18 protein-coding genes and 1 pseudogene are annotated in these 21,647 nt (G+C 64.2%); 6 read left to right on the forward strand and 13 right to left on the reverse strand.

Translation table 11 applies throughout. The features are described 5' to 3' along the window. Window positions 1–41: 41 nt before the first annotated feature. Window positions 42–1,838 (reverse strand): arginine--tRNA ligase, encoded by a 1,797-nt coding sequence (argS, locus tag ACVW1C_RS01510; RefSeq protein ID WP_456756868.1) that lies wholly within the window; start codon window positions 1,836–1,838, stop codon window positions 42–44. 9 nt (window positions 1,839–1,847) lie between these two features. Continuing rightward, the gene (locus ACVW1C_RS01515) at window positions 1,848–3,056 is read right to left on the reverse strand and encodes a deoxyguanosinetriphosphate triphosphohydrolase (RefSeq protein WP_456756869.1); all 1,209 of its coding nucleotides are present in this window, start codon (window positions 3,054–3,056) and stop codon (window positions 1,848–1,850) included. Window positions 3,057–3,193: 137 nt separating this feature from the next. Between ACVW1C_RS01515 and erpA the strand changes: the two genes are divergently transcribed. Beyond that, a complete protein-coding gene (erpA, locus tag ACVW1C_RS01520) occupies window positions 3,194–3,523 on the forward strand; it encodes an iron-sulfur cluster insertion protein ErpA (RefSeq protein ID WP_456756870.1) in 330 nt (109 codons plus the stop codon). Between the two features lie 62 nt (window positions 3,524–3,585). Here the strand turns inward: erpA and ACVW1C_RS01525 are convergent. Beyond that, a pseudogene (locus tag ACVW1C_RS01525) lies at window positions 3,586–4,242 on the reverse strand (efflux RND transporter permease subunit); the annotation flags it as partial. Window positions 4,243–4,416: 174 nt separating this feature from the next. Here ACVW1C_RS01525 and xth point away from each other — a divergent pair. Next, window positions 4,417–5,208, forward strand: coding sequence for an exodeoxyribonuclease III (gene xth, locus ACVW1C_RS01530; RefSeq protein ID WP_173643439.1), 792 nt, complete (start codon window positions 4,417–4,419; stop codon window positions 5,206–5,208). 37 nt (window positions 5,209–5,245) lie between these two features. Here the strand turns inward: xth and ACVW1C_RS01535 are convergent, their stop codons facing one another. The 8 genes from ACVW1C_RS01535 to ACVW1C_RS01570 form a co-directional block, all read right to left on the reverse strand. Continuing rightward, window positions 5,246–6,082: a tetratricopeptide repeat protein gene (locus tag ACVW1C_RS01535; RefSeq protein ID WP_171947562.1), complete on the reverse strand. Its 837-nt coding sequence runs from the start codon at window positions 6,080–6,082 to the stop codon at window positions 5,246–5,248. Then, window positions 6,069–7,793, reverse strand: coding sequence for a dihydroxy-acid dehydratase (gene ilvD / locus ACVW1C_RS01540; RefSeq protein WP_456762976.1), 1,725 nt, complete (start codon window positions 7,791–7,793; stop codon window positions 6,069–6,071). The genes ACVW1C_RS01535 and ilvD overlap by 14 nt, the downstream gene beginning before the upstream one ends. 689 nt (window positions 7,794–8,482) lie before the next feature. Beyond that, entirely contained in the window at window positions 8,483–9,244 is a 762-nt protein-coding gene (locus ACVW1C_RS01545) for a GGDEF domain-containing protein (protein ID WP_456762977.1), read from the reverse strand. Further along, window positions 9,141–9,884: a PAS-domain containing protein gene (locus ACVW1C_RS01550; protein WP_456762978.1), complete on the reverse strand. Its 744-nt coding sequence runs from the start codon at window positions 9,882–9,884 to the stop codon at window positions 9,141–9,143. The genes ACVW1C_RS01545 and ACVW1C_RS01550 overlap by 104 nt, the downstream gene beginning before the upstream one ends. Before the next feature lie 205 nt (window positions 9,885–10,089). Beyond that, complete coding sequence (locus tag ACVW1C_RS01555; protein WP_456756871.1) at window positions 10,090–11,016, reverse strand: hydroxymethylglutaryl-CoA lyase; 927 nt, start codon at window positions 11,014–11,016, stop codon at window positions 10,090–10,092. Further along, complete coding sequence (locus tag ACVW1C_RS01560; RefSeq protein ID WP_456756872.1) at window positions 11,013–13,022, reverse strand: acetyl/propionyl/methylcrotonyl-CoA carboxylase subunit alpha; 2,010 nt, start codon at window positions 13,020–13,022, stop codon at window positions 11,013–11,015. The genes ACVW1C_RS01555 and ACVW1C_RS01560 overlap by 4 nt, the downstream gene beginning before the upstream one ends. 14 nt (window positions 13,023–13,036) lie before the next feature. Then, on the reverse strand, window positions 13,037–14,641 hold the full coding sequence (locus tag ACVW1C_RS01565) for a carboxyl transferase domain-containing protein (RefSeq protein WP_456756873.1): 1,605 nt from the start codon (window positions 14,639–14,641) through the stop codon (window positions 13,037–13,039). A 126-nt stretch (window positions 14,642–14,767) separates the two neighbouring features. After that, window positions 14,768–15,940 (reverse strand): isovaleryl-CoA dehydrogenase, encoded by a 1,173-nt coding sequence (locus tag ACVW1C_RS01570; protein ID WP_456756874.1) that lies wholly within the window; start codon window positions 15,938–15,940, stop codon window positions 14,768–14,770. 192 nt (window positions 15,941–16,132) lie between these two features. Here ACVW1C_RS01570 and ACVW1C_RS01575 point away from each other — a divergent pair, with 192 nt between their 5' ends. Next, window positions 16,133–16,786, forward strand: a complete 654-nt coding sequence (locus ACVW1C_RS01575) for a TetR/AcrR family transcriptional regulator (RefSeq protein ID WP_456756875.1) — start codon at window positions 16,133–16,135, stop codon at window positions 16,784–16,786. Between the two features lie 2 nt (window positions 16,787–16,788). After that, window positions 16,789–17,286 carry an Lrp/AsnC family transcriptional regulator gene (locus ACVW1C_RS01580; protein ID WP_456762979.1) on the forward strand — a complete coding sequence of 166 codons (498 nt, stop codon included), beginning with the start codon at window positions 16,789–16,791 and terminating at the stop codon, window positions 17,284–17,286. Window positions 17,287–17,428: 142 nt separating this feature from the next. On the opposite strand, the gene ACVW1C_RS01585 is transcribed toward ACVW1C_RS01580, so the two are convergent. Further along, window positions 17,429–17,734, reverse strand: coding sequence for an ETC complex I subunit (locus tag ACVW1C_RS01585; protein WP_456756876.1), 306 nt, complete (start codon window positions 17,732–17,734; stop codon window positions 17,429–17,431). Between the two features lie 242 nt (window positions 17,735–17,976). Here ACVW1C_RS01585 and ACVW1C_RS01590 point away from each other — a divergent pair, with 242 nt between their 5' ends. Further along, the gene (locus ACVW1C_RS01590; RefSeq protein WP_456756877.1) at window positions 17,977–19,140 is read left to right on the forward strand and encodes an OpgC domain-containing protein; all 1,164 of its coding nucleotides are present in this window, start codon (window positions 17,977–17,979) and stop codon (window positions 19,138–19,140) included. Between the two features lie 6 nt (window positions 19,141–19,146). On the opposite strand, the gene ACVW1C_RS01595 is transcribed toward ACVW1C_RS01590, so the two are convergent. After that, the gene (locus tag ACVW1C_RS01595; RefSeq protein ID WP_456756878.1) at window positions 19,147–20,967 is read right to left on the reverse strand and encodes a carbamoyltransferase family protein; all 1,821 of its coding nucleotides are present in this window, start codon (window positions 20,965–20,967) and stop codon (window positions 19,147–19,149) included. A gap of 365 nt (window positions 20,968–21,332) precedes the next feature. On the opposite strand from ACVW1C_RS01595, the gene ACVW1C_RS01600 reads away from it, so the two are divergent. Continuing rightward, window positions 21,333–21,599, forward strand: a complete 267-nt coding sequence (locus tag ACVW1C_RS01600) for a hypothetical protein (protein WP_173643424.1) — start codon at window positions 21,333–21,335, stop codon at window positions 21,597–21,599. Window positions 21,600–21,647: the final 48 nt, after the last annotated feature.

Below are 21,647 nucleotides of genomic sequence, written 5' to 3' on the forward strand. Positions count from 1 at the left end.
GCCCTCACAAATCCCCACTCGTGAGAGCCTAATGCCCCTGCCTACCGCATCTCGGTTGGAGCCTGGACGCCCAGAACAGCTAAGCCCGATGCCAGAACCGAGACGACGCCCTGAACCATTGCCAGTCGCGCCCTCGTGATCTCTGCATCATTATTGATAATGAAGCGTAAATAGGGCAAATCGCGCCCCTTGGTCCACAGCGCATGAAATTCACTGGCCAAATCATATAGATAAAAAGCGATTCGGTGCGGCTCGTGTGCCACCGCGGCGGCTTCGATCATCCGGGGATAGAGCGCAAGCCGCTTGAGCAAATCGAGCTCGGCCGGGTCGGTCAGCCGCTCGACCGCGGCGTTCCGCAGATATGCCAGCCGGGCCTCGTCGGTCCCGGGCAGATCGGGAACCGCCTCCTCCCGCGCATTGCGGAAGATCGAATGGCCGCGGGCGTGGCCGTACTGGACGTAGAAGACGGCGTTGTCCTTCGACTGCTCGATCACCTTGGCGAGGTCGAAATCGAGCACCGCGTCGTTCTTGCGGAACAGCATCATGAACCGGACCGCGTCCGAGCCGACTTCGTCGACCACCTCGCGCAGCGTGACGAATTCGCCGGACCGTTTCGACATCTTTACCGGCTCGCCGTCGCGCAGCAGCTTGACGAGTTGCACGATCTTGACGTCGAGCGTCGCTTTGCCCGCAGTCACCGCCTTCACCGCCGCCTGCATCCGCTTGATGTAGCCGCCGTGGTCGGCGCCGAACACGTCGATCAGGTTGGTGAAGCCGCGCTCGAACTTGTTGCGGTGGTTGGCGATGTCGGACGCGAAATAGGTGTACGAGCCGTCCGACTTGATCAGCGGACGATCGACGTCATCGCCGTAAGCGGTGGCGTGGAACAGCGACTGCTCGCGGTCTTCATAATCCTCGACCGGCTTGCCCTTCGGCGGCGGCAGGCGGCCTTCGTAGATGTCGCCCTTCGCGCGCAGGAAATCGATCGTCTCGGCGACCTTGTTGTTGCCTGATGCAATCAGCGAGCGTTCGGAGAAGAACACGTCGTGATGGATGTTGAGCGCGGCGAGATCGCCCTTGATCATCTCCATCATCATGGCGATCGCCTTGTCGCGCACAATCGGCAGCCACGCGGCTTCGCTCATGTCGAGCAGCTTCTCGCCGTATTCCTTGGCGAGCGCCTCGCCGACCGGCACGAGGTAGTCGCCGGGATAGAGCCCCTCCGGAATCGCGCCGATATCCTGACCCAACGCTTCGCGGTAACGCAGGAATGCCGAGCGTGCGAGCACGTCGACCTGGGCGCCGGCATCGTTGATGTAATATTCGCGGCAGACGTCGAAGCCCGCGAATTGCAGCAGGCTGCACAGCGCATCGCCGAACACGGCGCCGCGGCAGTGGCCGACATGCATCGGCCCGGTCGGGTTGGCCGAGACGTATTCGACATTGACCTTCTCGGCCTTGCCGATGTCGCTGCGCCCGTAGGCCGAGCCGGCGGCCAGCACGGCGCGCAGCGCGTCCGCCCAGACCTGCGGCTTCAAGGTCAGGTTGATGAAACCGGGCCCGGCGACATCGACGGACGCCACCAGCGCATCGGCACGCAACCGCTCGGCGATCTTGTCGGCGAGCTCGCGCGGCTTGGCCTTGGCCTCCTTGGCGAGCACCATCGCGGCATTGGTCGCCATGTCGCCGTGGCTGGCATCGCGCGGCGGCTCGACCACGACGCGGGACAGATCGATGCCAGCGGGCCAATTATCCTCGGCAGCGACAGCGGCACAAATCGCGTGCACGCGCGCCAGCAGGTCGGCAAAAAGGTGTGGTGTCGCAGGGGTGTCGGCCATGGCAGGGCGCTAACGCAAATCCGGGGTCGAGTCAAAAAGCCTTTGGTGCTCGATCAGGGCGAAACGGTCGGTCATTCCGGCAATGAAATTGCCGATCCGCCTGTTCCGCGCGCTGCCGGTCTCCTGCACGCTCCCCTCGATCCATTCCGCCGGCAGGTCGCCCGGCGATTGCCGGTAGCGCTCATAGAGATTGCGGACCACCTGCTCCGCCTCCCGCATGACCAGCATCACCCGCGGGTGGCGATACATCCGCCGGAACAGGAACGCCTTGATCGCCGCCTCCTGCTCGGCCACCTCGGGCGGAAACGCGATCAGCGGCGCATTGTGGTGGCGCACATCCTGGGCCGATTGCGGCTGCGCAACGGCGAGGCGCCGGGTCGCCTCGTTGAAGACCGCGCTGATGAAATGTGAGATCAGCTCACGCACCAGTTCGGCGCCGCGCCGGACCTCGTCGAGCCCGGGGTAATGGCGGTCGATCTCGGCGATGATCTCTGATGTCAGCGGCATCTCCTTGAGGTCGTCGACCGCAAACAGGCCGGCGCGCAGACCGTCGTCGATATCGTGAGCATCATAGGCGATGTCGTCGGCGAAGGCCGCGATCTGCGCCTCGAGCGAGGCATAGCTCCAGAGCTCGAGATCGTAGGTCTTGTTGTAGTCGGCGATCCCGACCGGAATGCCGCTGTCGAGATAGCGCCCGGCCGGCGCGCCGTTGCGTTCGGTGAGCGGGCCGTTGTGCTTGACGATACCCTCGAGCGATTCCCAAGTCAGGTTCAGCCCGCCGAACTCTGGATAGCGATGCTCCAGCGAGGTGACGACCCGCAGCGCCTGCGCATTGTGGTCGAAGCCGCCGTCACCCTTGAGGCAGTCGTCGAGCGCCCGCTCCCCGGCATGCCCGAACGGCGGATGGCCGAGATCGTGCGCCAGCGCCAGCGTCTCGGTCAGATCCTCGTCGAGCCCAAGCTGGCGCGCCAGCGCGCGGGCGATCTGCGCGACCTCGAGCGAATGGGTCAGCCGGGTGCGGTAGTGATCGCCCTCGTGGAAGACGAAGACCTGGGTCTTGTGCTTGAGGCGGCGGAACGCGGTGGAATGGATCACCCGGTCACAGTCGCGCCGGAACGGGCTGCGGGTCCGGCTCGGCGGCTCCGCGACCAAGCGGCCACGGCTGCGGTCGGGGTCGCAGGCATAAGGCGCACGGGGGGCAGCCATTCCGACCGACACGGTATTTTAGTCCTTATCCATTTGATTCCATGGTCCGATGCACTTAACTATGCCTGAGGCGGCTGACCAAATGAATTGGGCATGACGCCGAGCATGATCCGATCAAACCATGCTCAAATAGGGTTTCGGAGACCGATATGACTGCTGCCATCACCGTCAGCGAACGGGCCGCCCGCCGGATCGGGCAGATCCTCAGCAAGGAAGGCCAAGGCGCCAAGCTGCGCATTTCGGTCGAGGGCGGCGGCTGCTCCGGTTTCCAGTACAAATTCGACGTCGAGCGCAGCCAGGCCGATGACGACCTCGTGATCGAGCGCGACAGCGCGGTGGTGCTGATCGACCCCGCCTCGGTCCCGTTCCTCGCGGGTTCGGAAGTCGACTTCGTCGACGACCTGATCGGCGCCTCGTTCCGCGTCGTCAATCCGAACGCCACCGCGTCCTGCGGCTGCGGCACCAGCTTCTCGATCTGACGCTTCCTCGCCTGACGTAGCTTCTCGACGCCAACCGTTGACCGGTTCGCCGGAGATGCCAACTATTCTGCCGCGACCACCTGCGGCCGCTCGACGTCGCCACCCACCTCCGCCTGCGGATCGAGCTTGCGGCGCAGCCTGCGGTCGATGCGGTCAAGATAGATGTAGATCACAGGCGTAATGAACAGCGTCAGCAGCTGCGACACGCAGAGGCCGCCGACCACCGCGACGCCGAGCGGCTGACGCAACTCTGCGCCGGCGCCGGCACCAAGCGCGATCGGCAGCGTGCCGAAGATCGCCGCGAACGTCGTCATCATGATCGGACGGAAGCGCAGCAGCGCCGCCTCGCGGATCGCGAATTTCTGCGCGCCGTAGATCAAGACCTGGGCGACGCCGGGCAGCTGCGACAGCGCCTGCCCGATCGTGATGTCGCCATATTCATTGACTGCCGACAGCGGCAGCGTCGCCGAGCCCAGCGAGACGAACAGCACCGGGAAGTCCGCCGGGTTCACCTTCCGGAAGCTCGGCGGGATCGTCATCTCGATCGGCAGCCGACGCTGCGCGATCGTCAACGCCGTCTGCAAGTCGAGCGCGGCGGCATCGATGTTGCGGTTGAGGTCGAACTGGATGGTGATGACGCTGGTGCCCTGCGAGGAGTTCGAGGACATCGAGGAGATGCCGGCAATGGTCGAGAGCTGGCGCTCGATGATGCCGGCGAGTCAGAACCAAATTCCGTTTCTTCATAAGTCTTGCACGTGCGCCAGGGCCGGGACGCTTCGCAACTCCCCATCGGCAATTGTTACGCCTTGTTTCTGGAGAGGGTTAGCACAGGCGGATCACCCATGGTATGCGACCTTACGTAAAATCCTGCGGCTTCAATCCCGGTCATTTGCATGCGCATCGCTACGTGGAACGTCAACTCGGTCCGGCAACGGATCGAACTTCTGGTCGCCTGGCTGAAAGAGTGTTCCCCCGACATCGTTTGCCTGCAGGAGATCAAATGCGTCGACGACGCGTTTCCGCGGCTCGAGGTCGAGGCGCTCGGGTATAATGTCGTCACCCACGGCCAGAAGACCTTCAACGGCGTGGCGCTGCTCTCCAAGCTGCCGTTCGACGAGACCAAGTCGGGCCTCGCCGGCGACGACGAGGACGCCCACGCCCGCTTCCTCGAAGGCGTCGTCACGCTGAAGCAGGGCGTGGTGCGGGTCGCGTGTCTCTACCTGCCCAACGGCAACCCGGCCAACACCGACAAATATCCGTACAAACTCAAATGGATGTCGCGGCTTCTTGAGTACACGCGGGAACGGCTTAAGGCCGAGGAGCCGCTGATCCTGGCCGGCGACTTCAACGTCATTCCGGCGGCCCGCGACGTCTACAATCCGGCCGCCTGGACCGACGATGCCCTGTTCCGCCCGGCGACCCGCGAGGCCTTCCAGTCGCTGCTCGGCCTCGGCCTCACTGATGCGCTGCGCGCGGTCAACGACGAGCCCGGCCAGTACACCTTCTGGGACTACCAGGCCGGCGCCTGGCAGAAGAACTGGGGCCTGCGCATCGATCATCTCCTGATGTCGCCACAGGCCAGCGATCGGCTGATCGACGTCGGGATCGACAGCTATGTCCGCGCTTGGGAGAAACCATCCGACCATGTTCCGGTCTGGGCCGATCTCGATTTCGAGACCGCCTGAACCCGTCGGTCGCGGGGGATATCAATCCCGGCGGCCTCTAATCGCGACGACCCTGCACCCAATGCTCGAGCATCTGCAGCGCCATCGCGCGGTCGTCTTCGGACGCCTTGGCGATTGCCCGGTTGTAACTTTCCTTGATCCAGGCCTCTTCCGGCGTCGCGCTGTCGCGCGCCAGGGTCAGCCACATCAGGCCACGGGCCCGCTGCGGCGGCAGCCGGTCGCCGTTGAACAGCATCTGGCCGAGCAGCGCCTGGGCCTGGTGCTGGCCCTTCTGCGCGGCAAGCCCGAGCCAGCGTGCGCCATAGCGGAAATCGTCCCGCGAGGCGTCCGGCGTCTTCAGGTACAGCCGGGCAAGGTCGTACTGGGCATCGGCATTGCCGAAATAGGACGCGGCATAGGAGAACATCTCCCGCGCCCGTTCGGTGTCCGCCTTGACCTTGGAATTGGGAATGCCGCTCAGATAATAGCGGCCGAGCGCTACGAAGGCGTTGGCCACGATCGAGGCCTGCGGCGCCGACGGCGAATCCTCGGCATGCGCATTGGCGATCCGGCTGAAATACTCAAAGGCGCGCATGTCGTCCTGGATGACGCCGTCGCCCTCGGCGTACATCTTGCCGAGCTTCCACTGCGCCACGGGGTGACCGCCCTCGGCCTGGTACTGCAGCGTGCTGAAGGAAGAGGTCGGCGAGGTCGCCGCAGGGGCAACCGGCGTGGCGGCCCGCTTCAGCGCAGCGGCTGAGCCGGGCTGCGGAGCGACCACCGGAAGCACGGTATCCTGGGGGCTGACCGGGGCGCCGTCGAATCCGAATCCGGGGCCCGCCACCGGGATGGCCCCTAACGCAAACGCAAATATCGCACGCTTAAACGTCCGCATAACACTGTTTCTCGTACGCGCCACCCGGATGGGTGACTGCGCCATCCACCGCCGGCCCCACTTGCTCGGCGTACTTCCACAGCGCACCAGATGTATGGTTCGTCGCGCGAGGGGCCCATTTGGTCTTACGATTTGCGAGTTCGGCGTCGCTCAAATTTACGTTAAGGGTGCCGGCGACCGCATCGATCTCGATGATGTCGCCGTCTTGCAACAACCCGATCGGCCCGCCGACGGCCGCTTCGGGTCCAATATGTCCGATGCAGAAGCCACGGGTAGCGCCGGAGAACCGGCCATCGGTGATCAGGGCAATCTTGCCGCCCATCCCCTGCCCGGTCAGCGCCGCCGTGGTCGCCAGCATCTCCCGCATCCCGGGACCGCCCTTCGGCCCCTCGTAGCGGATCACAATCACTTCGCCTTCCTTGTAGGTGCGCTTCTGCACCGCCTCGAAGGCGTCTTCCTCGCGGTCGAAGCACCGGGCCGGACCGGTAAACTTCAGGTTGGACATTCCCGCGACCTTCACGATCGCACCCTCCGGAGCGAGATTACCCTGCAGTCCGACAACGCCACCTGTCACGGTGATCGGATTGTCGGCGGACCGCACCACGTCCTGGTGCGGATTCCATTTCACGCTTTTGAGGTTTTCGGCGATCGTTCGGCCAGTGACGGTCAGGCAATTCCCGTGCAGGTGGCCATTGTCGAGCAGCGTTTTCATCAGCAGCGGAATGCCGCCAACCTCGAACATGTCTTTGGCAACATAACGGCCGCCCGGCTTCAAATCAGCGACGTAAGGAGTCTTTTTGAAGATTTCGGCAACGTCGAACAAATTGAATTTAATGCCGCACTCATGGGCGATCGCCGGCAGGTGCAGCGCAGCATTGGTCGAACCACCTGAGGCTGCAACCACGGCCGCAGCATTTTCAAGGGCTTCCCGGGTGACGATGTCGCGGGGCCGGATGTTTTTCTCGATCAGCTCCATCACCTTCTCGCCGGCGGCGGCGCAGAAGGCGTCACGGATCTCGTAAGGTGCCGGGGCCCCGGCCGAATACGGAAGCGCGAGGCCGATCGCCTCGGACACGGTCGCCATGGTGTTGGCGGTGAACTGGGCGCCGCAGGCGCCGGCCGACGGGCACGCGACCCGCTCGATCTCGTCGAGCTCCTCGTCCGACATGGCGCCGACCGAGTGCTTGCCGACCGCCTCGAACATGTCCTGCACGGTCACCGGCTGCCCGCGGAAGTTGCCGGGCAAAATCGAGCCGCCATAGATGAAGATCGAGGGCACGTTGAGCCGGACCATCGCCATCATCATGCCCGGCAGCGACTTGTCGCAGCCAGCGAGCCCGACCAGCGCATCATAGGAGTGACCGCGGACGGTCAGCTCGACCGAATCGGCGATGCATTCCCGCGACGGCAGCGACGAGCGCATGCCGTCATGGCCCATCGCGATGCCGTCGGTCACGGTGATGGTGCAGAACTCGCGCGGCGTGCCGCCGGCGGACGCCACGCCCTTCTTCACCGCCTGCGCTTGGCGCATCAGCGAGATGTTGCAGGGGGCCGCTTCATTCCAACATGAAGCAACGCCGACAAATGGTTGATGAATCTGGGTTGTCGTCAGCCCCATCGCATAAAGATAGGACCGATGCGGTGCGCGCTGGGGCCCTTCCGTCACGTGGCGGCTCGGCAGCCTGCCTTTGATGTTCGTTTTGGCGTCCATCGCGACCCTGTTCCCTTCAACAACGCCGGAACCGATCAAAAGTCCCGTCGTCGCGAGCGCTGGCTATTCAGCTAGGTAAATATCCTTTCATGTCAGGGTGTGGCCAAAAAGCGGCGCGACTACTGACCGCCTGTGTTTAGGGTTAAATGTCGATTCACTGTTGCGGTGACGCAACAATCGTGGCTCTCGGGCAACCATGTATTATCGGTCCTTATGGGAACCTGACACGTACCTGACCAAATAGATGTGCAGTTGCTGTCTCGCGACGAAACTCGCCCGAGTTGGGGATTGGATTGCCGCCCTCTCTTGGACAGAGGGCGCAGGGAAAGCCGGGGCGCCGATCGCACGCACGCAGTTGCAATTCGGATGAAGAGAAATTTCTTGCCGCGGGGCATGCACCGTCGGGCAACTCAGATGTATGGGGCCGCGCCGCTATCCTCCCGTCATTCCTCAGCCCGCAATTGCGCACCGGACGGCTCGCGAAGCGAGAGCCCGAAGCCATTCCACCACCAATAATGCGGCACAATGGATTCCGGGCTCGTGCTTCGCACGCCCCGGAATGACGATGGAGAGACGTTGCTACTCAGCCGCCAGCTTCGGCGGCGCCGGAGGCGCCCAGCAACCGACACGATTCCGGCCACGCTCCTTGGCCTGGTAGAGCGCCGCATCGGCGGCTTTCATCAGCGCGTCTATCCCGGGCATGCTGGTGAGGGCCTCGGCAACGCGGTCCGGGCGCGCGACAATGTCGTTTCCGGCAGCAGAACCGCGAACTCCTCGCCTCCGACACGGCCGACAACGTCGGACTTGCGCTTGCCGCGAATGCAAATCTCGGCGACGGCCTTGATTGCCTCGTCGCCGGCCGCATGACCGAGCCGGTCATTGATGCTCTTGAAGTAGTCGATATCGACCATCAGGACGGAGACGGAGCGATAGTAGCGCTGGAACCGGCTCCACTCCGCGTCCAGCGTCGTCAGGAAGTGCCTGCGGTTGAACAGGCCGGTGAGCGGATCGGTGGTCGCAAGCACCTCGAGCTGGCGCGCGTTACCGACAAGATCGGTCACGTCGACAAAGGTCAGCATCCGGCCGCCGTTTGCCATGGTCGAGCAATGGATCCTGATGTTGCGGCCATCAGGCGTCTGGACGTCGCGCTTGTGATCGCCTGCCTTGATCTCCGCGATCCGCTTCGCCGGAAGGGCTCTGACTTGCTCCGGGGACGAGCCGGTCGGAACTGCCCGGCGGCTGCGCGTGAGAAGCGCGACGTACGCCGGATGCCGCGCAACCTCCTCCTCGCTTACCTCCCAGAATTCTCGCATGCGCCGGTTGAGGAAAGTCACATTGAGCTCGCGATCAAGCAGGACGACGCCGTCCTCCACGTTCTCGAGCGCGCCGGTCAGCACCTTCAACTTGTCCGATGCGCGCACGATGTCGGTCACGGGCGTGTAGCTCACCATCCGGCCGCCGCCGGGCAGCGGCGTGCACCTGGCACCGAACCACATCACCATTGCTGCGCCTGAGATCGATCGGATTTGCGTCGCCGGCGCTCACGAGGCGGACCCGTTCGGCAACATAGGCTTGAAGCTGCTCGGCCGGCAGCTCACAGGCCATGGTCTTGCAGCCGTGATGCATCAGATCGGTGAAGCTGGGATTGCGGTCGGCCACCGCGTCCGGAAGCTGCCACATGGTCCGGAACGCGCGGTTGATGAACAGGGCTTTCAGCTCTGCGTCCAAAAGCAGGATGCCGACCGGGATCTGATCGAGCGCTGAGCGCAGCGCCAGCATGTGCCCACGCAGAATATCGCCGCTGCGCCGCTCCGGAACGGCTGATGGCGCAGGAGCGGCAGGCACGACAGCTGCAGGCGCGGGAGCCGCAGGGTTCGCCTGCTGCGCCTCGAACACCAGGCCGAGTTGGCGGTCCGATTGCCACAACCGTTTGCATGGCCTGACCTGATTGGTGCCGACAACCAAGAGTTGGACCTGGTCGGGAATGCCAATGATGCTTTCGAGTTCCACGGTCGCTCCCGTATCGGTGAGCTGCCGGACCGTGCAATCGAAGGCCGACCGACCGAAATTGAAGACGATCTTTCCGGCCAAAAACGTTCGGCCGCGGGAAGCTGACACCTGTCCGGACATGGCGAGACGCACCTGGAGCAATTGCGAGCCCCCCTCACCTCAGCATGTTTGAGTCACCAAGCCATGAACGCTTTCGAGGGGTTTTGACCCAGAGCAGAGAACGAAGGAGGTGTGCGCTGCAAAACGGGTTCCAGCTTGCAGCTCATGGAACCCTTGCGGTGGAGGACTACGATCCGCTCTGCCGCTTCCGTTTCGCGTTCAGCGCGGAGGCGACGCGGCTGGCCGGCGGACGGCCGAGCAAGCCGGCGACCTCGTTCGTCGCAGACAGCAGCTTCTCCATGTCGACACCGGTTTTGACGCCCATGCCCTCGAGCATGTAGACGACATCCTCGGTCGCGACGTTGCCGGTGGCGCCGGGCGCATAGGGGCAGCCGCCGAGGCCGCCGGTGGCGGCATCGATGACGCGCACGCCCTCCTCCATGCCGGCATAGAGATTGGCGAGCGCCTGGCCATAGGTGTCGTGGAAGTGCATCGCGAGGTTGCCGACCGGAAGCTCGGCGCCGACCGCGCGCAGCATCTCCCTGGCCTTGAGCGGCGTGCCGACGCCAATGGTGTCGCCGAGCGAGATTTCGTAGCAGCCGAGATCCCACAGGGTCATCGCGAGATCGGCGACCGCCTTTGGCTTGATCTCGCCGTCGAACGGACAGCCGAGCACGCAGGAGATATAGCCGCGCACCTTGACGCCATCGGCCTTGGCGCGCGCCAGTACCGGCTTGAAGCGCTCGATCGATTCCGCGATCGAGCAATTGATATTGGCGCGCGAGAAGCCTTCGGAGGCCGCCGCGAACACCGAGACGACCTGGGCACCGGCCGCGCGCGCGGCGTCATAGCCCTTCTCGTTCGGCACCAGCACGTGGAATTCGGCGTCCTTGACCTTGTCCTTGATTTGGCTGACGCCGCGCAGCACCTGGTCGGAGCTTGCCATCTGCGGGATCGCTTTCGGCGACACGAAGGCGCCGACCTCGACCGTCTTAAGCCCCGCCGCCACCAGCGCCTCGACGAAGGCGATGCGCGCCTCGATGCTGACCGGCGTCTTCTCGTTTTGCAGGCCGTCGCGCGGCCCCATCTCGACGATGTGGATCTGATCGCTCATGACGCGGCCGCGGGCTCGACTTCGGCAAGCTCGACGCCCTCGCCGACGATGTCGCCGACCTTGCATTTGAGCTTCTTCAGCACCCCGGCATAGGGCGCGCGCAGGGTCTGCTCCATCTTCATCACCTCGAGCGTGAGGATCGGCGCGCCCTTCTCCAGCGTCGCGCCCTCCTCGGCCAGCAGCGCGACCACGGTGCCCGGCAAGGGCGCCACGATCTTGTCTTCGCCGACCTGCTCCTCGCTCTCGCCGCCGAACGGGTCGACCCAGTGCAGGTCGAAACGGCCGTTGCGGGTGCGCAAGTAAAGCTCGTGGCCCTCGATGACCGAAGCGACACGCGACTTGAGGCCGTCGAGCGTCAGGTCGAAGCCATCATCGCCGGGTGACGAGATGGCAAAGGCAAGCTCGCGCCCGCCGACGGAGATCGTCGACGGTCCATTGCCATAGTGCAACGTGATGGTGTGCGGCGCCTCGTGGCCCTGCCGGAACGAGAACACCCGCTGACGGCGGCCGACCGGCATCCAGCCGAACGTCTGCCAGGGCGAGTTGGCCTCGCGGCGCGCCGCCTTCTGCTCGTCGTTGACGATCGCGGCCACCGCCGCGCAGAGCTCGAACTCACCGGCAGCACCGGTGCCTGATGTCAGGTTCTTCAGCTCGCGCTCGATGAAGCCGGTATCGATCGCGTTGGCGCGCGTCTTCGGATGCGTCACCAGCGCCGACAGGAACGGGATGTTGGTGACGATGCCGCGGACATCGGTCTCTTGCAGCCCGCGATTGAGCTTCTCGATCGCACCTTCGCGCGTCGGCGCCCAGGCGATCACCTTCGCGAGCATCGCGTCGTAATACGGCGAGACGTTGTCGCCGCTGCGATAGCCGGCATCGATGCGCAGGCCGTCGCCTTCCGGCGGCGTCCGCCAGGTCTTGATGCGGCCGACCGAGGGCATGAAGTTCTTCTGCGGATTTTCCGCGTAGACGCGCGCCTCGATCGCGTGTCCGTTCAGCCCGATCTCGTCCTGCTTCAGCGGCAGCGCCTCGCCGAACGCGACGCGCAGCTGCCACTCGACGAGATCGACGCCGGTGATCAGCTCGGTGACGGGATGCTCGACCTGCAAACGGGTGTTCATCTCGATGAAGAACACATCCTTGCCGTCAGAAACGAACTCGATCGTGCCGGCGCCGACATAATTGACCGCGCCGGCCGCCTTTCGCGCGGCTTCGCAGACCGTGTCGCGCTGCGCGGCGTTGAGCGTCGGCGACGGCGCTTCCTCGATCACCTTCTGGTGCCGGCGTTGCAGCGTGCATTCGCGCTCCCACAACGAGAGCAGATTGCCGTGGCTGTCGCCGATGATCTGCACCTCTATATGACGCGGGTTCTGCACGTACTTCTCGATCAGCATGCGGTCGTCACCGAACGCCGCCTTGGCCTCGCGCTTGGCGCTGGTGATCGCGGCCGACAGCTCGCCCGCCGAATTGACCACGCGCATGCCGCGACCGCCGCCGCCGGCCGACGCCTTGACCAGCACCGGGAAGCCGATCCGGTTGGCGGCCTCCGCCAGGATCGCCTCGTCCTGCGCCTCGCCGTGATAGCCGGGCACCAGCGGCACGCCGGCCTTCTCCATCAGCGCCTTCGAGCCGGATTTCGAGCCCATCGCGGTCATCATCGCGGCGGTCGGGCCGACGAACACCAGACCAGCATCGAGACAGGCCTGCGCGAACTCGGCATTTTCGGACAGGAAGCCGTAGCCGGGATGCACGGCCTCGGCGCCGGTCTGTTTTGCGGCTGCGATGACCCGTTCGATGTTGAGATAGCTGTCGCGCGCCCGGGCGGGCCCGAGCAGCACGGCCTCGTCGGCGAGCGCGACGTGCATCGCTTCGCGGTCGGCCTCCGAATAGACCGCGACCGTGCGCAGCCCCATGGCGCGCGCCGAGCGGATGACGCGGCAGGCGATCTCGCCGCGGTTGGCGACCAGAAGCGTGCGGAAACGCCGATAGAGTTTTGAGCGGTCCATGATCAGATCCTGGGTCACATCCTGAACAGGCCGAACTTCGTCGGCTCGATCGGCGCGTTGGCGGCGGCCGACAGGCCGAGCCCGAGCACCAGGCGGGTATCGGCGGGATCGATCACGCCGTCGTCCCAGAGCCGCGCGGTCGCGTAGTAGGGATTGCCCTGCTTCTCGTATTGCGCACGGATCGGCTCGCGGAATTTGTCTTCCTCTTCCGCCGACCAGCTCTCGCCCTTGGCCTCGATGCCGTCGCGGCGCACCTGGCTCAGCACCATCGAGGCCTGCTCGCCGCCCATCACCGAGATGCGGGCGTTCGGCCACAGCCAGAGGAAGCGCGGGCTGTAGGCGCGGCCGCACATGCCGTAATTGCCGGCGCCGTAGGAGCCGCCGATCACGACGGTGAATTTCGGCACGCCGGCGGTCGCAACCGCGGTCACCAGCTTGGCGCCGTCGCGCGCGATGCCGCCGGCCTCGTACTTCTTGCCGACCATGAAGCCGGTGATGTTCTGCAGGAACACCAGGGGAATGCCGCGCTGGCAGCACAGCTCGATGAAATGCGCGCCCTTCAGCGAGCTCTCGCTGAACAGGATGCCGTTGTTGGCGATGATGCCGACCGGATAGCCCCAGATATGGGCGAAGCCGCAGATCAGCGTGGTGCCGTAGAGCTTCTTGAATTCGTCGAATTCGGAGCCGTCGACGATCCGCGCGATGATGTCATGCACGTCGAACGGCTTGCGGCCGTCGGCGGAGACCACGCCATAGATCTCCTCGGCGGGAAACAGCGGCTCCTGCGGCGCCTTCATGTTGAGCGGCGCCTTGGCCGGCTGCTTCAGCGTGCCGACGATGCGCCGCGCGATGCCGATCGCATGGGCGTCGTTCTGCGCGTAATGATCGGTCACACCCGACTGCCGGGAGTGGACGTCGGCGCCGCCGAGCTCTTCGGCGGTGACGACCTCGCCGGTCGCAGCCTTCACCAGCGGCGGACCACCGAGGAAGATCGTGCCCTGGTTGCGCACGATGATGCTCTCGTCCGACATCGCAGGCACATAGGCGCCGCCCGCGGTGCAGGAGCCCATCACGATGGCAATCTGCGGGATGCCCTGCGACGACATCTGGGCCTGGTTGTAGAAGATGCGGCCGAAATGCCGCTCGTCGGGAAAGATCTCGTCCTGCAGCGGCAGGAAGGCGCCGCCGGAATCCACCATGTAGACGCAGGGCAGATTGTTCTGCCGCGCGATGTCCTGGGCGCGCAGATGCTTCTTCACCGTCAGCGGGTAGTAGGTGCCGCCCTTGATGGTGGCATCATTGGCGACGATGATACATTCGCGCCCGGAGATGCGTCCGACGCCGGTGATGACGCTGGCCGAATGGACGTCGCCGCCGTACAGCCCGTTGGCGGCGAGCGGCGACAGTTCGAGGAATGCGGTGCCGGGATCGATCAGCAGATCGACGCGATCGCGCGCCAGCATCTTGCCGCGCGAGGTGTGCCGCTTGCGCGAGGTCTCGCCGCCGCCGCCGGCGACCTGCTTGAGCTTGTCGCGGAGCTCCGCGACCAGGCTGCGCATCACATCGGCGTTGCGGGCGAACTCAGAGGATGTGGGATCGATCGTCGAATGAAGCGGCATCGCTGTTGCACGTTTCGTTGGAGGACACGGTAGGACGATGAGCGGAGGGTTATCTTTCACCACCGACGCGGTGACAGCCCCTCACCCCACCCCACTCCCCGCAAGAGCGGGGCGAGGGAGAAGACTCTAGGCCGTCTTCGCGAACAGCTCGCGGCCGATCAGCATGCGGCGGATCTCGCTGGTGCCGGCGCCGATCTCGTAGAGCTTGGCATCGCGCAGCAGCCGGCCGGTCGGATAGTCGTTGATGTAGCCGTTGCCGCCCAAGAGCTGGATCGCGTCCAGCGCGCATTGGGTGGCCTTCTCGGCGGCATAGAGGATGGCGCCGGCGGCGTCCTCGCGCGTGGTCTCGCCGCGGTCGCAGGCCTTCGCCACCGCGTAAACATAGGCGCGCGAGGCGTTCATCGTGGTGTACATGTCGGCGATCTTGCCCTGCACCAGCTGGAACGAGCCGATCGGCTCGCCGAACTGCTTGCGCTCGTGGACGTAGGGCAGCACGACGTCCATGCAGGCCTGCATGATGCCGATCGGTCCCGCCGCCAGCACCGCGCGCTCATAGTCGAGACCGGACATCAAGACGTTGACGCCGCGGCCGACCTCGGAGAGCACGTTCTCTTCCGGCACCTCGCAATCCTCGAACACCAGTTCGCAGGTGTCGGAACCGCGCATGCCGAGCTTGTCGAGCTTCTGCGCGGTGGAAAATCCCTTCATGCCCTTTTCGATAATGAAGGCGGTGATGCCGCGCGGGCCGGCATTGGCATCGGTCTTGGCATAGACCACCAGCGTCTCGGCGTGGGGACCGTTGGTGATCCACATCTTGTTGCCGTTGAGCACGAAGCGGTCGCCCTTCTTCTCGGCGCGGGTCTTCATCGAGACCACGTCGGAGCCGGCCGACGGCTCGGACATCGCCAGCGACCCGACATGCTCGCCGGAGATCAGCTTGGGCAGATATTTGCGCTTCTGCGCCTCGTTGCCGTTGCGGCGGATCTGGTTGACGCAGAGGTTGGAATGCGCGCCGTAAGCCAGCCCGATCGAAGCCGACGCGCGCGAGATCTCCTCGACCGCGATGCAGTGCTCGAGATAGCCGAGGCCCGATCCGCCGTACTCCTCCTCGACCGTGATGCCGTGCAGGCCGAGCGCGCCGATTTTCGGCCAGAGGTCGCGCGGAAAGGTGTTGGAGCGATCAATCTCGGCGGCGCGCGGCGCGATCTCGTTGGTCGAGAAGTCATGCACCGTCTCGCGGATCGCATCCGCGGTCTCGCCAAGGTCAAAATTGAAGATTGCCGCCCGGTTCGAGGCCATGATCCCTCCCATGAGATTCATCTCGCAATTAAACGATCATACGTTTTTTTCTTGGCTTCGCAAGCGACTGTGCTATGGTTCGCATGTGAAATCCGCAGTTCGTTGAATTTACTGGGATTTCGTGCGATATACATACGGTCGTTTGCTTGTTTCCGGCGCTCCCTGACAAGCCAACATCCCTCCGAGGCCCCGATGGCACGCACGATCGGCTCACATGGCCCCACGACGCTGGAGGCGATCCGCAAGGCCGGCGTGCGCCTGATCTTCGAGCGCGGCTACGAGGCGATGAGCCTGCGCCAGCTCGCCGCCGAGGTCGGCATCCAGGCCGGCTCACTCTACAACCATATCTCAACCAAGCAGGACCTGCTGTTCGATCTGGTGCAGGAGCATATCAACGATTTGCTGCGCGAGCTCGATCTCGCGCTGGAGGGCAAGGCCGATCCGGTCGAAAGGCTGCGCGCGTTCGTCGCCTTCCACGTCAGCTATCACATGACCCGCAAGCGCGAGGTCTTCATCGCCAATTCGGAACTGCGCAGCCTCGATGCCAAGAACTACGACGTCGTGGTGGCGTTGCGCGGTGCCTATGAGCAGCGGCTGGCGCGGATTCTCACCGAGGGGGTCTCGGACGGCGTGTTCGAAGTCGGCGATATCCAGGTCGCGACCTTCGCCATCATTGCGCTGCTGACGGGTCTTTGCACCTGGTACCGCCCCGGCGGCCGGCTGACCCGCGACGCCATCATCGCAGCGCATGAGAAGCTGGTGCTGTCGGGCGTCGCACCGCAGGCCGCGCTCGGTCGGGTCGGCAGCGGCAGCAAGAGCCCGCGGACTGCGGTAGCGGGCTCGTGACTGTGACAGAGAGCCCACAGCTCGATGACATCGATCTGCGGATCCTGTCCGAATTGCAGCGGGACGGCCGGATCAGGATCAACGAGCTCGCCGAACGCGTCGGCATCACCGCCCCGCCCTGTCTGCGCCGGGTCCGCGCCTTGCGCAGCCGCGGTGTGGTGCAGGCGATCCGCGCCACGCTGGACGAACGGCTATTGGGCTACGAGGTGACGACTTTCGTCCTGATCCAGCTCGACAGCCAGAACCTGGTTGCGATCGAGGCGTTCGAGGCGGCGGTCGCCGCCGTGCCGCGCTTCCTGCAATGCTGGCGGATCTCGGGCGATGCGGATTTCATGCTGAGATGCGTCGCGCCCAGCGTCGACGACATGCGTCAGCAGCTGCTGCAGTTCGCGGGTCTGCCCAACGTGCGCAAAATTCGAAGCTTTCCGGTGCTCGGCGTCTCCAAGGATGCGCCGCTGCCGATCCCGGGTGCCCTCGCCGCGCCAAGCCCCGCGGACTGACCCGGTGCCCCTTCCGCCAGACTCGTCATGCCCCGCCTCGTGTCAGGCATCCACATCGTTTCTTCATTCAGGCAGCAAAGACGTTTATGGCCGGGACAAGCCCGGCCATGACGGAATTGAACTCGTCTTGAAACGGTTTGGCCTAATGCGTCCACGGCTCCCAGCGGCGGAACGCGAAATTGTCGGCATAGGCGATCTGGCGGTGCGCCGAATCCTTCGGCTCGATCACCTGGTAGGCGATGCCCTTGCGCTCGCAATAGGCGACCGCCTCCTCCTTGGTCTCGAACCGCAGCGTGAGCTGCTGCTTCATGTCGGTGGATGAGGTCCAGCCCATCAAGGGCTCCACGGTGCGCGGCTGCTCCGGTTCGTAATCCAGCTGCCACTCTTTGGTCTTGGCACGTCCCGATTGCATCGCGTTTTTGGCGGGCTTAAAAATGCGTGCGGTCATGGATGGTCGGCCCCGTGGGATGTGCGATATGGAAGCGATTTGAAGGAAACCGCCGGGATAGTATAGAGACACCGTTCAACGATCCGAACGGTGATTCCTCGATCTCGGAGGGAGCCTTCGCCGGACCGGTATAGTCATTCTACCGCGCTGTGACAATCTGGCCCCGGGAGGCTTCCGTTTGGAGCCCCTTGGGCCTGCGGCGCGGCCTTCTCGACAGCATCATCTCGAGGAAGTGGCGCCCCATGGAAATCCACGCTCACCTGCCCGACAAAGGACGTGACCTCCGGCTCGACCTGTTCCGCGGGATCGCGAACTGGGCGATCTATCTCGATCACATCCCCGACAATATCGTGAACTGGATCACGACCCGGAATTACGGCTTCAGCGATGCCGCGGACCTGTTCGTCTTCATCTCCGGCTACACCGCATCCTTCGTCTATGCCCGCATGATGCTCGAGCGCGGCTTCATCGTCGGCGCCACAAGGCTGACCAAGCGGGTCTGGCAGCTCTATGTCGCCCACATCATCCTGTTCGTGATCTACATCGCTTCGATCAGCTATCTGGCGCTGCGCTTCGGCGATTCCGAGATCATCAACGAGTTCAATGTCGCCGGCCTCGTCGACAACGCCACCGAGACGCTGCGACAGGGCCTGTTCCTGAAGTTCAAGCCGGTCAATCTCGACGTGCTGCCGCTCTACATCGTGCTGATGGGCCTGTTCCCGCCGGTGCTGTGGTTCATGCTCCGACAGCCGAACTGGACCATGCTGGCCTCGCTCGCGCTGTGGCTGGTGGCGCGGCACATGGGCTGGAACCTGCCCGCCTACCCGGCCGGAACCTGGTACTTCAATCCATTCGCCTGGCAGGTGCTGTTCGTGTTCGGCTCGTGGTGCGCGATGGGCGGAGCGCGCGCGAACATGCACATCATCAATTCGCGCTATACGCTGTGGTTCTGCATCGCCTATATGATCTTCGCCCTGATCATGACGATGGCCGGCCGATTTCCGGACTTCGGCGCGATGTTCCCGGACTGGCTGTATTCGACCTTCAACCCGAACGACAAGACCAACCTCGCGCCCTATCGCTTCCTGCACTTCGTGGTGATCACGGTGCTGGTGATCCGCTTCGTCCCGAAGGACTGGTCGGCGCTGGAGTGGAAGATGTTCGATCCGCTGATCGTCTGCGGCCAGCAGTCGCTCGCGGTGTTCTGCGTCGGTGTGTTCCTGTCCTTTGTCGGACATTTCGAGCTCTCGATGAGCTCGGGCTCGCTGTTCGCGCAGATCTTCGTCAGCATCTCCGGCATCGCGATCATGACGATCGTGGCCTATTACATCTCGTGGTCGAAGCGGCAGGACAAGCCGATCAAGCCGCCGGCGCAGAAGCCCGCAGCACCCGCAAAGGCTGCCTGACGAACTTCAGCCGCCGCCGCGGCTGCCGTCCTGCGTCGTCGAGGAGACGATGGTGGCGACGTCGCCGAACGTCGTCATCACGGGCGTGACGACCTTGTGCATGGCGGTCTTCGACACCAGCGTGTCGTGCAGCACGAGGTTGTCGATCCCGGTGGTGAGGAAGCAGCTCACCGCATCCTGCGGCGTCTCGATGATCGGCTCGCCCTTGACGTTGAACGAGGTGTTGATCAGCACCGGCACGCCGGTCAGCGCCTCGAACTCCTTCAGCAGGCGATAGAGCACCGGGTTGGTTTCCTCCCGCACGCTCTGCACCCGCGCCGAACCGTCGACATGCACGATCGCCGGGATCTTGTCGCGCCACTCCGGCCGCACCGGCTTGGCGATTAGCATGTAGGGGGAGTCCTCCTCGCCCTCGAAGATCTCCTTCATCCGCTCGGCCAGCACGATTGGCGCGAACGGGCGGAAGGCCTGGCGGTGCTTGACACGGCTGTTGAGGATGTTCTTCATCTCGGCCTTGCGCGGGTCGGCGATCAGGCTGCGGTTGCCGAGCGCGCGCGGACCGAATTCAGAGGCCCCCTGAAACCAGCCGATCACGCGCTGGTCGGCGAGCAGCTTCGCGGTATCGCGACAGATATTGTCGCTGCGCTTCGCGTCGACCTGGATGCGGACCAGGAAGCTTTGCAGCGCGGCCGCGACCTCGGCGTCGCTGTAGCGCCGGCCGACATAGGCGTGGTCCATCACGAACGAGCGGCGCTGCTTGAGGATCTTCAGCCAGCCGTAATAAGCGCAGCCGATGGCGATGCCGTCGTCGCCGGCGGCGGGCTGGATCCAGACGTTGTCGAAGCCGGCCTCGCGCGCGATGCGCCCGTTGGCCACGCAGTTCAGCGCGACGCCGCCGGCGATGCAGAGGTTCTTCGCGCCGGTGGTCTCGCGCAGCCAGCGCGCCCGCGCCAGCAGCACGTTCTCGGTGTCGTCCTGCACCCGCCAGGCGATGTCCTCCCAGTGCCGCATCGCGGGATTCTTCTCCCAGCTGCCGCTGTCGAGCACGAAGGGCTGCCGGTTCTCCTCGCCCCAGAACGGCACGTGCAGCCTGCCGTCCTTCATCTCGAGCAGATGGCCGACTTGCTCATGGCGGCCATAGGGCGCAAGCCCCATCAACTCGCCGCACTTGTTCCAGTCACCGAACACATAGGTCGAGACCCGACTGTACAGCGCCCCTAAACCCGGCATGTTGTAGAACTCGTCCGACAAGAGACCGCGCGCGGGCTCCATAAAGACCTTCTTCAGGCATTCGAGCCTGGTGTCGTCGAACCTGTAGTAACTCTCGGACTCGCGGGCGAGCGGTGATGCCCCATCCTGCGGATAGGTTTCCATCGCGTCGGCCTGATAGTTGCCGACACCGTCGACGATCATCACGACGCCGTCCTTGAACGGCGACACCGCGAACGCGCTATAGGCATGCGCCAGGTGATGCGAGATCGACACCACCTTGTCGGACTTCGCTCGAAACAGCGGATGCTTGATTGCCTCGTTGCGCTCGGCGATCGGCAGGAAGCCCGGCATGTCCTGGTGGAGCATCCGCTCCTCCATCTCGGGCACCGGCAGGATGTAGCTGTTGCGCACCACGAGATCGACGTCGTCGAGCGTGATGCCCTCGGCGGACAGGCAGTAGTCGATGACTTCCTTGTAGAAGCCGGAGGCGTGCTTCTCACGGGTGATGCGCTCCTTGGAGATCGCATAGGCGATCGCGCCGTCACGCAGCAGGCAGGCGCTCACGTCATGGTCGTAGACGTTGAGACCTAGGACATAGGTGTGTTGTTTCGGCATGGGCACTCTTCAGGGAGGATTCTGAAACGCTCAGAGAACATGATCGTGTCGACTTCAAGTTCTCGACGGCATTTTCCGCGGCTCGCAAATCTCTGCTTCTGCGATGCACAATCATATCGGCGCAATGCAAGATGAACAGAATGAACGGCGGATGAACGACAAGACGAGCGCAGCAACCTCATCATCCTTTGCAGGCGGGACTGTAACTTGACCTTACCTTTTGGTCTCAATAGAGTCGTTAGAGCTCGCAAGAACCTTAGTGAAAATATTGTCTTAGCATGCTCGAACCGGACGCCGGTCTCGCGCGTCTGAGCGAGACAGCCAGCATCAGTTCAGATGTTTGGAAGTGACTGGAGATCTTCAGAATGACTAAACGCTACAATATCCTGACTCGTTGCCTCGCAGCAGTCGCTTTGTTGTTCGTCTATGTCGCAAGCACCTCTGCCATCTTGGTCGGCGCCACCACCTCGCCTGCGCAAGCCTGGCGCGGCGGCGGACGTGGCTATGGCTATCGCGGCGGCTGGGGTCGCGGCCGCGGTTGGGGCTATGGCCGCGGCTATGGCTACTACGGCGGTTATGTCGGGCCCCGTTGCTGGTGGACCCCACGTGGTGTTCGCGTTTGCCGGTGGTAGCAACCGCTCGGCCGACACAAGCGATATTGAAGACATGAATCAGGTGCG

It is taken from the genome of Bradyrhizobium sp. USDA 4011 (assembly GCF_054063415.1).

What these genes read in the sequence shown, in the direction of transcription:
- ACVW1C_RS01585 (WP_456756876.1), bottom strand. Translation starts at nt 17,734, where the DNA reads ATGACCGCACGCATTTTTAAGCCCGCCAAAAACGCGATGCAATCGGGA.
- ilvD (WP_456762976.1), bottom strand. Translation starts at nt 7,793, where the DNA reads ATGGACGCCAAAACGAACATCAAAGGCAGGCTGCCGAGCCGCCACGTG.
- ACVW1C_RS01595 (WP_456756878.1), bottom strand. Translation starts at nt 20,967, where the DNA reads ATGCCGAAACAACACACCTATGTCCTAGGTCTCAACGTCTACGACCAT.
- ACVW1C_RS01570 (WP_456756874.1), bottom strand. Translation starts at nt 15,940, where the DNA reads ATGGCCTCGAACCGGGCGGCAATCTTCAATTTTGACCTTGGCGAGACC.
- ACVW1C_RS01535 (WP_171947562.1), bottom strand. Translation starts at nt 6,082, where the DNA reads ATGCGGACGTTTAAGCGTGCGATATTTGCGTTTGCGTTAGGGGCCATC.
- ACVW1C_RS01600 (WP_173643424.1), top strand. Translation starts at nt 21,333, where the DNA reads ATGACTAAACGCTACAATATCCTGACTCGTTGCCTCGCAGCAGTCGCT.
- ACVW1C_RS01545 (WP_456762977.1), bottom strand. Translation starts at nt 9,244, where the DNA reads ATGGTGAGCTACACGCCCGTGACCGACATCGTGCGCGCATCGGACAAG.
- ACVW1C_RS01575 (WP_456756875.1), top strand. Translation starts at nt 16,133, where the DNA reads ATGGCACGCACGATCGGCTCACATGGCCCCACGACGCTGGAGGCGATC.
- argS (WP_456756868.1), bottom strand. Translation starts at nt 1,838, where the DNA reads ATGGCCGACACCCCTGCGACACCACACCTTTTTGCCGACCTGCTGGCG.
- xth (WP_173643439.1), top strand. Translation starts at nt 4,417, where the DNA reads ATGCGCATCGCTACGTGGAACGTCAACTCGGTCCGGCAACGGATCGAA.
- ACVW1C_RS01565 (WP_456756873.1), bottom strand. Translation starts at nt 14,641, where the DNA reads ATGCCGCTTCATTCGACGATCGATCCCACATCCTCTGAGTTCGCCCGC.
- ACVW1C_RS01590 (WP_456756877.1), top strand. Translation starts at nt 17,977, where the DNA reads ATGGAAATCCACGCTCACCTGCCCGACAAAGGACGTGACCTCCGGCTC.
- ACVW1C_RS01555 (WP_456756871.1), bottom strand. Translation starts at nt 11,016, where the DNA reads ATGAGCGATCAGATCCACATCGTCGAGATGGGGCCGCGCGACGGCCTG.
- erpA (WP_456756870.1), top strand. Translation starts at nt 3,194, where the DNA reads ATGACTGCTGCCATCACCGTCAGCGAACGGGCCGCCCGCCGGATCGGG.
- ACVW1C_RS01560 (WP_456756872.1), bottom strand. Translation starts at nt 13,022, where the DNA reads ATGGACCGCTCAAAACTCTATCGGCGTTTCCGCACGCTTCTGGTCGCC.